Here is a 12,344-nt window from a genome sequence, read left to right on the forward strand (position 1 = left end):
TGGAAGTGCAGCAATGCATGGAGCTGACCAGTACTAATCGGTCGAGGGCTTATCCAAAACTACCCCAAAAAGTGAAGCGAAGGCTTCGAAGAGTACACCGAGTACTTTTCGGGGACCCCGAGACACCGAGTAAGGGCTAAGACGCAAGATTCGTTTCGATCCAGTTTTCAGGCGATCAAGCCTGAATATGCATTTGTACCGCAAATGCCCGTTTGGTGGCGATGGCGGAGGGGTTCCACGCGTACCCATCCCGAACACGACCGTTAAGCCCTCCAGCGCCGATGGTACTTGGACCGAAGGGTCCTGGGAGAGTAGGACGCTGCCAAGCACATGAACCACTGCTGAGTATTCAGCAGTGGTTTTTTGTTGTTTTTGCAATATCCCTAATCCAATTGACAAAGCCTGAACCGTCTGACACACTCAAGGTAATTTCAAATGAAGAGGTGAAGAGGGTGGAAATTCGTCAACTGCGGGCGGAAGAATTCGACGCAAGTGTTAGTCTTTCAGAGTATGCCTTCCAATATAAAATGTCCTCCGAGTCGAGGGAAAAGGCCAAAGCCCGATATAAGCCCGAACGGGATTGGGGAATATTCGAGGAAGGGGAATTGGCGGCGAAATTTACGCTGCTTCCCTTGGAGACATACATACAGGGCAGCTCCGTCCTTATGGGGGGAATTGCAGGCGTAGCCACTTGGCCGGAGAACCGGAGAAAAGGGCTGGTTGCCCGTCTGTTGAGGCATGCGCTGGAGCAAATGAATAAAGAAGGCCGTCCGTTGTCATTTCTGCATCCGTTCTCGGTGCCTTTTTACCGGAAATTCGGCTGGGATCTGTACTGCGAGTATAAGAACTACACGATCCCGACCAGCAAGTTCCCGGCAAAAGTGCAGACAAAAGGGAATGTGGTGAGGGATAAAGGCGGGGTTGAACTTCTGGATAGTCTGTACCGTAGCTTTGCCAGTTCTTATAATGGCACGCTTGTCCGTAACATGGATTGGTGGGAGCATTCCGTCCTGGATGACAGCACGCATTATGCTGTTTACTACACCGAAGCGGGAGAACCGGAAGGCTATGCGCTGTACAAGATCACTAATAAAGTGCTAACGATCGATGAATTCGTATGGCTTAGCCTGGAGGCGCGCAAAGGGCTGTGGACGTTTTTCGGAAATCATGATTCCATGATCACGGAGGCTAATCTCAAGCTGGTTCCATCAGACGATGATCTCCCTTATTTGCTGCCGGACCCGCGCATACCGCAGGAGAATTACCCTTATTTCATGGCTCGCATCGTGAATGCCAAGTCCTTGGTGGAGAAGCTGGCGTTCCGGGCTGACGGGGCGGAATCATCGATTCTGCTGTCGCTGAGCGACCCGCTTGCTCCCTGGAATGAGGGCTCCTGGAGATTGACTATCTCCGAATCTGGCCAGGCTTCGCTTGAGCCTTCAGAGGCGGGAGATGCCGGGCATATGGCCGCCTGCGGAATCGGAACGCTGACCGCCATGCTGCTGGGATATAAGAGGCCGATTGATCTGTACCGGGGAGGTTTGCTCGAAGGTACGGAAGGGGCCGCGGTATGGCTTGAGAACAAAGTGCTGCCGGCACGGACGGCGCTGTTCGATTTCTTCTGAATTACAAAACGCGGTTTGGAGAGTGGTCTTCCAGCCGCGTTTTTTGCACAAATAATGAAATAGAAATGGCGGATCGCGCCCCGAATAACAAGGATCTGAATTTTTCCGGTCAAGGACTTGGCATTTTGTGAGAATGTGCTATAATAATAAATAAGTCAAAGAAAGTCAAAGTCAACAGAGCATGCAGCAGGTGTCTACTCAATCGTTCCCACCCGGCTTGTTAAGAAGTATGCGGCGTACAGTTTGGGCCACACTAGTAAGGCTTGAGCATTAGTGACTAACCCGGGTTTGCGGCCGGTATGTAACGGGATTCGGCTCTTTGCACTTTGGTTAAAGTTCCTGTAAAGGTTAAGGCCGGTATTGGAACGGTGCCACCATTCTGCATATGCAAGCTCTTAATCTGGAGGATGAGTGATGCGCAATATCTCCGATATCATCGAACAATATCTGAAGAATATTTTGCATGAAAGTCCCGAAGGCACAGTGGAAATTCAACGCAATGATCTGGCGGACCATTTCTCTTGCGTTCCTTCCCAGATCAATTATGTGATCAGCACACGCTTTACGCTTGAAAAAGGGTACCTGGTAGAGAGCAAGCGCGGCGGCGGCGGCTATATCCGCATTCAGCGCATTGAACTGCCGCAGCATTCGGCGCTTCATGCTCATCTGAACCAGACCATAGGAACGGGCATTGACCAGAGCACCGCAGAAGGGCTGATTTATCAGCTTGAGGAAGCCGGCTTTTTGACCAGACGTGAAGCCTGTCTGATGCGCGCCGCCATTTCGCGTGACTGCCTTGCGGTCAAGCTTCCCCTTCGGGACGAGATCCGTTCCAAGATGATGAAGGCGATGCTGGTCTCATTGCTTAACAAATAAGGCGGTGTGAAAGGAAGGATCTCGTGATGGTGTGCCAAGAATGCGGCGCTAGACCGGCAACGCTTCATTTCACCAAAATTGTGAACGGAGAGAAGACGGAGTTCCATATCTGCGAACACTGCGCCAGGGAAAAGGGAGAGCTTATTCCCGGAACCTCGGGCGGGTTCTCCATTCACAGTCTGCTGTCCGGCCTCTTGGATCTGGAGGGGGCGAGCAAAGGCAAGACCGCTGCTGCGTCAACGGTTCAGGACGTGCGGTGCGAGGAATGCGGCATGACCTACGGACAGTTCAGCAAGCTGGGCCGGTTCGGCTGCAGCTCCTGCTACAAGTATTTTGACAAAGGTCTGGACCCTCTTTTCAAAAGAGTACACGGAAGCACCGCCCATGTCGGCAAAGTGCCGAGACGGGCAGGAGCGCAAATTCAGGTCCGCCGTCAAATCGACGAGCTTAAGGAGAGCATGCAGCAGGCCATCGCCCAGGAAGAATTCGAAACGGCGGCCGAGCTGAGAGACCGGATTCGGAAACTTGAAAAAGAAATAGCACAAGAGTAAAGTCTTATGATATATAGGGGGAATGCCCGATGCCTAATCTCCGTTTTACCGAGCAAGCGCTCAGCGAATGGATGCGCAGCGGCGGCAGCCACTCCGAGATTGTAATCAGCAGCCGTGTGCGGATCGCCCGTAATATCTTGCATCATCCTTTTCCGCTTCTTGCCAATGAAGAGCAGGCCGAGAAGGTCATGGATGTTCTGGCTCCCGTAATTGATGAGAATCAGGCGACAGGTTTCGGAACGTTTCAACTGGTGAAGCTTGACGAACTGGGAGAGCTGGACAAAACAGTGCTGGTCGAGAAGCATCTGATCAGTCCCAGCCTGGCCAATGACTCCCGCGGCGGTGCGGTGCTGTTGAACGAGGACGAATCGGTCAGCATTATGATCAATGAAGAGGATCATCTGCGGATTCAATGCCTGTTCCCCGGATTCCAGATCAAGGAAGCCTGGGACAGAGCGACGGCCATTGACGACATTTTTGAAGCGGCGGTCGATTACGCATTTGACGATAGAAGGGGTTATTTAACAAGCTGTCCGACGAACGTCGGTACAGGACTACGCGCTTCGGTCATGATGCATCTCCCGGCGCTTGTCATGACTCAACAGATCGGACGCATTCTCTCCGCCGTCAATCAGGTGGGGCTGACGGTCAGAGGCATCTATGGCGAGGGGTCCGAGGCGGCGGGCAATATTTTTCAAATCTCCAACCAGATTACGCTCGGCCAGAGCGAGACGGAGATTATCGACAATTTGCACAGCGTCGTCATTCAGATTATCGAGCATGAACGGAATGCGCGCCAGCGTCTGCTGAACGATTCCGCCATGCGGATTACCGACCGGGTAATGCGGTCATACGGCATTCTGAAGTATGCGGCAGTTATGGAACTTAAAGAAGCCTCCCAGCGTCTGTCGGATTTGCGGTTTGGCGTTGATGTGGGAATTCTCCGGGAGCCTTCCATTTCGGTTCTCAACGAACTGAATGTGAAGACACAGCCTGGCTTTCTGCAGAAGACATTTGGCGACAAGCTGAACGCCGCAGAACGCGATATGTACCGGGCGAAGCTGCTCCGGGAGACATTGGGAACTACCAATTAATTATAGACATCCGTGCCGCCATTTCCGGCGTCATCCGGATGATCAACAGTCGAGGAGCACCTTCGAATTTGGCAGAGCCAAATTGAAGGCTTCCATAACGCCGTCCTTGCTTGTGGACTTCGTTATTTCAGGTATAGATATTTATTATTTATGGAGGTGCAGGGTTATGATGTTTGGCAGATTTACGGAACGCGCACAAAAAGTGCTTGCGCTGGCACAGGAAGAAGCCGTTCGGCTGGGACACAATAATATCGGCACAGAACATATTTTGCTGGGACTGATCCGCGAAGGCGACGGCATCGCCGCCAAAGCGCTGATCGGACTCGGACTCGGACTTGAAAAAATTCAGGACGAAGTGGAGACGCTGATCGGCAGAGGACAGGAGCAGCCAACGAACATCGCGTACACGCCCCGCGCCAAGAAAGTGATCGAGCTGTCGATGGATGAAGCCCGCAAGCTGGGCCATACTTATGTTGGCACGGAGCATATCCTGCTCGGTCTGATCCGTGAGGGAGAGGGCGTTGCGGCCCGTGTGCTGAACAACCTCGGCATCAGTCTGAACAAGGCCCGCCAGCAGGTGCTTCAGCTGCTCGGCAGCAGCGAGTCGGCTTCGAGCCACAGCGGCGGCCCGTCCAATGTCAGCACGCCTACGCTTGACGGCCTGGCTCGCGATTTGACGGCCTACGCCAAAGATGGCCACCTCGACCCGGTTATCGGACGCAGCAAGGAAATCGAGCGCGTTATTCAGGTGCTGAGCCGCCGGACCAAGAACAATCCGGTGCTGATCGGCGAGCCGGGGGTAGGTAAGACGGCGATCGCCGAAGGCCTGGCCCAGAAGATCATCAACAATGAAATTCCCGAGACGCTGCGCGACAAGCGTGTTATGACGCTCGATATGGGCTCCGTTGTCGCCGGCACCAAATACCGCGGTGAATTCGAAGACCGCCTGAAGAAGATCATGGATGAAATCCGCCAGGCGGGCAACATCGTTCTCTTCATCGACGAGCTGCACACGCTGATCGGCGCGGGCGGCGCGGAAGGCGCCATCGACGCTTCCAACATTCTGAAGCCGGCACTGGCGCGCGGTGAGCTGCAATGCATCGGCGCTACAACGCTGGACGAATACCGCAAATACATCGAGAAAGACGCCGCTCTGGAACGCCGCTTCCAGCCAATTACGGTGGATCAGCCGTCTCCGGAAGAAGCCGTGCAGATTCTGTACGGACTGCGCGACCGGTACGAAGCCCATCACCGTGTGAAGATCACGGATGAGGCGATCGTGCAGGCGGTCAAATTGTCCGACCGCTACATCACCGACCGCTTCCTGCCGGATAAGGCGATCGACCTGATCGACGAAGCGGGCTCTAAGGTAAGGCTGAACTCTTACACGATTCCGCCGAATCTGAAGGAACTGGAGACACGGCTGGACGACATCCGCAAGGAGAAGGACGCGGCTGTACAAAGCCAGGAATTCGAGAAGGCCGCAGCCCTTCGCGACACGGAGCAGAAGATCCGCGAAGAGCTCGACACAACGAAGAACCAATGGAAAGAGAAGCAGGGCCGCACCGATTCCGAAGTTACGCCTGAGGATATCGCTCAGGTGGTGGCAAGCTGGACCGGCATTCCGGTCAGCAAGCTGAAAGAAGAGGAAACGGAGCGTCTGCTCAACATGGAAGCTCTGCTGCATGACCGGGTTATCGGTCAGGATGAAGCCGTCAAGGCCGTCAGCCGGGCGATCCGCCGGGCACGCGCCGGTCTGAAAGATCCGAAGCGCCCGATGGGCTCCTTCATCTTCCTCGGCCCGACCGGTGTCGGTAAAACCGAGCTGGCCCGCGCGCTTGCCGAAGCAATGTTCGGCGACGAGAACGCGGTTATCCGGATCGATATGTCCGAGTACATGGAGAAACACTCGACTTCGCGTCTGGTGGGGGCTCCTCCGGGATATGTCGGTTATGAAGAAGGCGGACAGCTTACAGAGAAAGTACGCCGCAAGCCATATTCGGTCGTCCTGCTGGACGAAATCGAGAAGGCGCATCCGGAAGTGTTCAACATTCTGCTGCAGGTGCTGGAGGATGGCCGTCTGACCGACTCCAAAGGCCGCGTTGTCGATTTCCGCAACACGCTGATCATCCTGACATCCAACGTCGGAGCCCAGGCGATCAAGCGGAACTCCACGCTCGGATTTACGGCCGTGCAGGATGCCGGAGCCGACTACTCCAACATGAAGGGCAAAGTCATGGACGAACTGAAGAAGAGCTTCCGTCCGGAGTTCCTGAACCGGATCGACGAGATCATCGTCTTCCACTCGCTGGAAGAGAAGCATATCGCTCAGATCGTAACCCTGATGTCCGACGAGCTGCGCAAGCGGCTGCGTGAATACGACGTCGACTTCGAGCTCACGGACAATGCGAAAGCATTCCTCGCCAAAGAAGGCTACGATCCGGCCTTCGGCGCCCGTCCGCTGCGTCGCGCGATCCAGAAGCATATCGAGGACCGTCTGTCCGAGGAAATGCTGAGGGGCAACATTGCGAAGGGCGATTCGCTCAAGATCGACGAAGAGAACGGCGAGCTTACGGTTCGCAAGGCGGAGCCGGTCGCACTGGAGAAAGACGGAGAATAAGCAGCCATCCGGCCGATATACAAGGCCGCGGCTTTAGAGAAAGAGAGCTTGCTTCCTTTGCGGAAGCGGCTCTCTTTTTTTGCTGCCATTTCGCGCATTCTGGAAGGCTCTTGCTCTTTCGTTCCCCTTCTTTAAATGGTAAACTTTTATTGGAAGCTAAATATCCACGTTTTTTAATAAATGGCATTCAGGGTACATTTGTCCGAAGGAGAAGTTATGGCTAAGACCAAAACGAAGTTTTACTGCACCGAGTGCGGTTATGAGTCGCCGAAGTGGCTCGGCAAATGCCCGGGCTGCCAGGCTTGGAACAGCATGGTTGAAGAAACGGAAAGCGTAGTCAAGACTCAAGGGATGAATGGCGGCCCTGTTTTTCATAGTAAAGAAAAGCCCCAATCCATCATAAATATAGAAAGTGATCAGGAGCCGCGTATTTTGACGGGAATCGGCGAGCTCAACCGCGTACTCGGCGGCGGAATCGTACCGGGTTCGCTGGTATTGGTTGGCGGCGATCCCGGTATCGGCAAATCGACACTGCTGCTGCAGACCTCGCATGCGCTGACCACACAGGGACTGAGGGTGCTGTATATCTCGGGAGAGGAATCGGTGCGTCAGACCCGACTTCGGGCCGATCGTCTAGGGGCGCTGTCCTCCGAGCTGTATGTGCTGTGCGAGACCAATATGGAATCCATTGAAGAAGCGATTGAGGCTATCCAGCCGCAGTTCCTGGTCATCGACTCTATACAGACGGTATTCCTGCCGGAAGTGACAAGCGCGCCGGGAAGTGTATCGCAGGTTCGCGAATGTACGACAAGATTTATGCGGATCGCCAAAATTCGCGGAATCGCGACGGTTCTCGTGGGTCACGTCACGAAGGAAGGCGCCATCGCCGGTCCCCGGATGCTGGAGCATATGGTGGACTGCGTACTGTATTTCGAGGGCGAACGGCATCATACGTACCGCCTGCTGCGAGCCGTCAAGAACCGTTTTGGCTCCACCAATGAGATCGGAATCTTCGAAATGGGCGAGATCGGGCTCTCCGAGGTGGAGAATCCGTCCGAGCTCTTCTTGTCCGAGCGCCCGCTCGGTGTGGCCGGCTCCACGGTGGTAGCCAGCATGGAAGGCACTCGGCCAGTGCTGGTCGAGCTGCAGGCGCTGGTCGCCGCCACGCATTTTCCTTCCCCGCGCCGTATGTCGACGGGGCTCGACAACCAGCGAATGGCGCTTATTATCGCGGTGCTGGAGAAGCGAATGGGCATGTTCCTGCAGAATCAGGACGCCTATCTCAACGTAGCGGGCGGGGTCAAGCTGGACGAACCGGCCATCGACCTGGCGGTCGCCGTCAGCATTGCCTCCAGCTTCCGGGATATCCCGACGAAGCCGTATGACGTGTTCTTCGGCGAGGTGGGGCTGACCGGCGAGGTGAGAGGCGTCTCGCGTTCCGAGACGCGGGTCAAGGAGGCCGCGAAGCTGGGCTTCCGCAGAGTAATCATGCCCGAGAAGAGTCTGAAGGGCTGGAAGCAGCCGAAGGACATCCAAATTATCGGGGTTAATTCCGTAGCAGACGCATTAGCGGTCGCGTTAGATTAGGGGGCAGAGAGATGAAGGACCAACAACCGGAAAATATGAATGACCTGCTCAGGCTTGCGGCTCCGGGCACATCGTTCCGCGATGGACTGGAAAATGTGCTGCGGGCCAAGACGGGCGCGCTGATTGTCGTAGGCTACAGCCCCGAGGTGATGGAAGTGGTGGATGGCGGGTTCTCCATCAACTGCGATTTCTCGCCCAACTATTTGTATGAGCTGGCCAAAATGGATGGAGCCATTATTCTGAGCGAAGACCTCAAGCGGATATTGTACGCTAACACCCAGCTGATCCCGGACCCGTCCATCTCGTCGATCGAGACAGGGATCCGCCACCGGACGGCTGAACGTGTCGCCAAGCAGACCGGCAAACTGGTTGTCTCCATTTCTCAGCGGCGGAATATCATAACACTGTATCAGGGATCTATCCGATATGCGCTGAAGGACATCGGTGTAATTCTGACGAAGGCGAACCAGGCGATCCAAACGCTGGAGAAATACAAGGCTGTGCTTACTCAGTCGCTGACCAATCTGTCGGCTTCGGAATATGAAGGGATCGTGACGGTGCCGGAGGTAGTCGGCGTTATTCAGCGGGTAGAGATGGTGCTGCGGATCAAGACGGAGATCAAACGCTATATCACCGAGCTCGGCAACGAAGGCCGCCTGATCAGCATGCAGATGGAAGAACTGGTGGGGAATACCGAGGAAGAAGCATGGCTTTTGTACAGAGACTATGCAAGGGAAGAGGAAGAGGACAAAATCCGCGATATTATCTCCGGCCTGAAGCGTTCGAGCGACGAGGAACTGATGGACGACAACCATATCGCCAAGCTGCTTGGGTTCTCAGCGGGTGCCGTGGCCTCCGAGGAGCCGGTTACTCCCCGCGGTTACCGGCTGCTGAACAAAATTCCGCGTCTCCCGAACGTCATTATCCACAACCTGGTAGAACGGTTCGAAATGCTTCCGAATCTTATGACGGCCAGCATTGCGGAGCTCGATGAAGTGGACGGAATCGGCGAAGCGCGGGCGCGGGGCATTCAGGATGGACTGAAGCGGCTGCAGAAGCAAGTTCTTATTGACAGACAAATGTAAATATCATACAATCACGTAATGTTGGAGTTGTTGTTTGGCAAGGGCTGCCGAATATTTCCATGCTGCTCGCCAGGCACCATGGAATGATGGTGGCGAGGGAGCTTCAATATGGGCAATGCCAAATTGAGGGCTTCCATAACTGGGCCGTTATGTGGGCACAGTTATTTCAGGATAGAGGTGACGAAATGATACAAAAATCACTTCCGAGTCTGTTCACACTCGGAAATCTGCTGCTCGGCATGTTCGGGATTATGATGGCACTCGACGGCAAGATCGGCATGGCGGCGATTCTCGTCATAATCGCTATGCTGGCTGACGGGCTTGACGGCCGCGTTGCCCGTGCATTGGGCGCAGAAAGCGAATTTGGCAAAGAGCTGGACTCGCTGTCTGATGTCGTTTCTTTCGGAGTCGCACCTGCTCTCATTATGTATACCAGCAGTCTGCATGATCTGCATAACGCCCTGGCTTGGTCCGTTACCGCCATCTTCCCGGTATTCGGAGCGCTTCGCCTGGCCCGTTTCAACGTTCAACCGGGCATTCCCGGTTACTTCATCGGTCTGCCGATTCCGGCTGCCGGCGGAGTACTGGCAACCTTGGCCCTGTTCCATAAAGATGTGTCTCCTGTCTACATGATCATCGCATCGCTTCTGCTTTCTTACCTGATGGTCAGCACCGTGAAATATCCGAACTTCAAGAAGGTCGGACTGCCCAAAAAAGCAGTTATGGGAGCTCCGATCGTCATTGTGATCGCAGTTGCGGTCGCCGTGATGTTTCCGGATCAGATATCCAAGATGATCTTCGTCCTGCTTGCGCTTTATGCGCTGTACGGATTCAAGCAGAATGTCGACCGTCTGACGGCCAGACGCCGCCGGGGCCGCAGCAGAAGACGCCAGGATGATGAGATGTACCACTCCAAGAACGGCTGATACGCTGTCCCACAATTGCAGATAGAGCCGGTTTTCCCCGCTGATGCGGAAGGAAGACCGGCTCTTTTTTGAGTGCAAACATATCATGAAATCCCCAACTACGACAGATTGAATAAACCGAGCGTTGCGCATTTCTGGGACTCACTCTTGATGACCTCGTCCATATTGATGCCGAGCAGATTGCACAGCGCCGACATATAGAACAATTCTCTGCCTAGCTCAGACGCGATAACCTCCCGGCAGTTCTCACATAATTCTCCGTGCACGTGGGTTCCCGCATTTTCCTTCGCCTGTTCGAGGCTTACGCCGGATTCAAACACCTGCTTGGTGGCATGAAGCTCGATGCAGCCGCATTCCGTGATGGCCTTGACGACGGCGCGGTTGACCGAGGCGCTGCTCTGGCCGTTCTTGGACAATACGTCCAGAAGACTGCGGTGTCTAAGCAGCAATTCGGAGACTTGATCCTGGAAAGCCTGCAAACTGGGTGCGCTCATGTTCCATTCACTCCGTTTCTTCCTAGAATGAGTACATTATATGTCACGCCAAAGCTTCTTTTCAATCGGGCAAAAGGCCGCAAAGGCTGTAAATCAGAATTACCCGCGCTCCTGCTCGTAAAAAATGTGAAGAGCTCACGATTATGGCGTGAAAATTTGGAACATACTGGAGATAGGCATCTATGCCGTACTGCGCGTGCGCGGCGCCATCAGAAGATGGGATGTAAGGTGTCAGGGGAAGACCTCAATGTGGATAAGCCCTATTCGAGGCTTCCATAACGCCGTCCCTGTCAGGATATCGTTATTTGAGGATTTGAGCGTGAGATTAAAGGAGGTGCGTCAACCATGTGGAAGAAATGGATGTTATTATTTGCCGCGTTATGCGGAGGTCTGGCAGGCTATTCGCTGTATCATGCTGCCGGGCGGGATTTCCCGGTGGGCATGCTCCGGCTGGAGAACAGCCTTCCCGTTCCGGGCGAATTTGGCTTTTCGGTGCTCGGTGCCCTTATTTTTTTGTTAGCAGCGGGTTTGTGCGCAGATTGGGCGGGAACGAAATTGCAGTCGGCGGCGCGGTATTGTTCCGGAATGCCGATGGATGAGCTGGCGGCCGGGGCGGCCGGACTGCTGGGCGGACTGCTGCTGTCGCTGTTGATCTACCCCAGCATGGCCTGGCTCGGCAAGGCGGGCCAACTGCTGCAGGTGCCGCTGACGGTGGTGCTCGGGTATCTCGGCCTCAGAATCGGGCTGGAGAAGAGAGTGGAGCTTGGCGCATTATGGGCGACCGGGCGTTTCGGAGGGACGGTGGAGCCCGAGGGGCCGGAGCCGGAAGAGCACAAGATCCTCGACACCAGCGTAATTATTGACGGAAGGATCGCGGATATTTGCAAGACCGGCTTCATCGAGGGAACGATCGTCATTCCCGAGTTCGTTCTGGAGGAGCTGCAGCATATTGCCGATTCATCCGACCTGCTGAAGCGCAACAGAGGCCGGCGGGGGCTGGACATTCTCAATAAAATTCAAAAAGAGCTGGATGTTAAAGTGCTGATCTACGAAGGGGACTTCGAAGAGATTTCCGAGGTGGACAGCAAGCTGGTCAAGTTGGCGAAGGTGCTGCACGGCAAGGTGGTCACGAACGATTTTAACCTGAATAAGGTTTGCGAGCTTCAGGGCGTTTCGGTACTGAACATCAACGATTTGGCCAATGCGGTGAAGCCGGTGGTGCTTCCGGGCGAAGAGATTATTGTTCAGGTGATCAAGGACGGCAAGGAACACGGTCAGGGCGTCGCCTATCTGGATGATGGTACGATGATCGTAGTGGAAGGCGGGCGCGAATTCATTGGCAGCACGATGGAAGTTCTCGTAACAAGCGTGCTACAAACCTCCGCGGGCCGGATGATATTCGCCAAGCCAAAGCTTCTGGAGAAGGCGCAGTAACCTTCAGGGCGTTCGAACGGAAGAGCCGTTCGGCGCCCTGTTTTTCTTATTG

10 protein-coding genes and 1 rRNA gene are annotated in these 12,344 nt (G+C 54.7%); 10 read left to right on the forward strand and 1 reads right to left on the reverse strand.

Translation table 11 applies throughout. The features are described from left to right. Positions 1–211 precede the first annotated feature (211 nt). From rrf to pssA, 9 genes are all read left to right on the forward strand, one after another. Positions 212–328, forward strand: a 5S ribosomal RNA gene (gene rrf / locus KIH86_RS03150). 124 nt (positions 329–452) lie between these two features. Continuing rightward, positions 453–1,625 (forward strand): GNAT family N-acetyltransferase, encoded by a 1,173-nt coding sequence (locus tag KIH86_RS03155; RefSeq protein ID WP_223080841.1) that lies wholly within the window; start codon positions 453–455, stop codon positions 1,623–1,625. A 414-nt stretch (positions 1,626–2,039) separates the two neighbouring features. Continuing rightward, on the forward strand, positions 2,040–2,501 hold the full coding sequence (locus KIH86_RS03160) for a CtsR family transcriptional regulator (RefSeq protein ID WP_223080842.1): 462 nt from the start codon (positions 2,040–2,042) through the stop codon (positions 2,499–2,501). Between the two features lie 26 nt (positions 2,502–2,527). Then, positions 2,528–3,052: a UvrB/UvrC motif-containing protein gene (locus KIH86_RS03165; protein WP_223080843.1), complete on the forward strand. Its 525-nt coding sequence runs from the start codon at positions 2,528–2,530 to the stop codon at positions 3,050–3,052. Positions 3,053–3,081: 29 nt separating this feature from the next. Continuing rightward, positions 3,082–4,146 carry a protein arginine kinase gene (locus KIH86_RS03170; RefSeq protein WP_223080844.1) on the forward strand — a complete coding sequence of 355 codons (1,065 nt, stop codon included), beginning with the start codon at positions 3,082–3,084 and terminating at the stop codon, positions 4,144–4,146. A gap of 166 nt (positions 4,147–4,312) precedes the next feature. Beyond that, on the forward strand, positions 4,313–6,766 hold the full coding sequence (clpC, locus tag KIH86_RS03175) for an ATP-dependent Clp protease ATP-binding subunit (RefSeq protein WP_223080845.1): 2,454 nt from the start codon (positions 4,313–4,315) through the stop codon (positions 6,764–6,766). Between the two features lie 216 nt (positions 6,767–6,982). After that, a complete protein-coding gene (gene radA / locus KIH86_RS03180; protein ID WP_223080846.1) occupies positions 6,983–8,353 on the forward strand; it encodes a DNA repair protein RadA in 1,371 nt (456 codons plus the stop codon). Positions 8,354–8,364: 11 nt separating this feature from the next. Beyond that, a complete protein-coding gene (gene disA, locus KIH86_RS03185; protein ID WP_223080847.1) occupies positions 8,365–9,438 on the forward strand; it encodes a DNA integrity scanning diadenylate cyclase DisA in 1,074 nt (357 codons plus the stop codon). 185 nt (positions 9,439–9,623) lie between these two features. Further along, entirely contained in the window at positions 9,624–10,364 is a 741-nt protein-coding gene (gene pssA / locus KIH86_RS03190) for a CDP-diacylglycerol--serine O-phosphatidyltransferase (protein ID WP_223080848.1), read from the forward strand. 98 nt (positions 10,365–10,462) lie between these two features. Here the strand turns inward: pssA and KIH86_RS03195 are convergent, their stop codons facing one another. Then, positions 10,463–10,858, reverse strand: coding sequence for a nucleoside triphosphate pyrophosphohydrolase family protein (locus KIH86_RS03195; protein ID WP_223080849.1), 396 nt, complete (start codon positions 10,856–10,858; stop codon positions 10,463–10,465). Positions 10,859–11,203: 345 nt separating this feature from the next. On the opposite strand from KIH86_RS03195, the gene KIH86_RS03200 reads away from it, so the two are divergent. Beyond that, the gene (locus KIH86_RS03200; RefSeq protein ID WP_223080850.1) at positions 11,204–12,292 is read left to right on the forward strand and encodes a PIN/TRAM domain-containing protein; all 1,089 of its coding nucleotides are present in this window, start codon (positions 11,204–11,206) and stop codon (positions 12,290–12,292) included. Positions 12,293–12,344: the final 52 nt, after the last annotated feature.

The organism is Paenibacillus sinensis (genome assembly GCF_019904155.1).
In the GTDB taxonomy this organism is placed as follows: Bacteria; Bacillota; Bacilli; order Paenibacillales; family Paenibacillaceae; genus Paenibacillus_AQ; species Paenibacillus_AQ sinensis.

Coding starts and splice junctions, on each gene's coding strand:
- KIH86_RS03160 (WP_223080842.1), top strand. CDS start 2,040: ATGCGCAATATCTCCGATATCATCGAACAATATCTGAAGAATATTTTG.
- KIH86_RS03165 (WP_223080843.1), top strand. CDS start 2,528: ATGGTGTGCCAAGAATGCGGCGCTAGACCGGCAACGCTTCATTTCACC.
- KIH86_RS03170 (WP_223080844.1), top strand. CDS start 3,082: ATGCCTAATCTCCGTTTTACCGAGCAAGCGCTCAGCGAATGGATGCGC.
- clpC (WP_223080845.1), top strand. CDS start 4,313: ATGATGTTTGGCAGATTTACGGAACGCGCACAAAAAGTGCTTGCGCTG.
- radA (WP_223080846.1), top strand. CDS start 6,983: ATGGCTAAGACCAAAACGAAGTTTTACTGCACCGAGTGCGGTTATGAG.
- disA (WP_223080847.1), top strand. CDS start 8,365: ATGAAGGACCAACAACCGGAAAATATGAATGACCTGCTCAGGCTTGCG.
- pssA (WP_223080848.1), top strand. CDS start 9,624: ATGATACAAAAATCACTTCCGAGTCTGTTCACACTCGGAAATCTGCTG.
- KIH86_RS03195 (WP_223080849.1), bottom strand. CDS start 10,858: ATGAGCGCACCCAGTTTGCAGGCTTTCCAGGATCAAGTCTCCGAATTG.
- KIH86_RS03200 (WP_223080850.1), top strand. CDS start 11,204: ATGTGGAAGAAATGGATGTTATTATTTGCCGCGTTATGCGGAGGTCTG.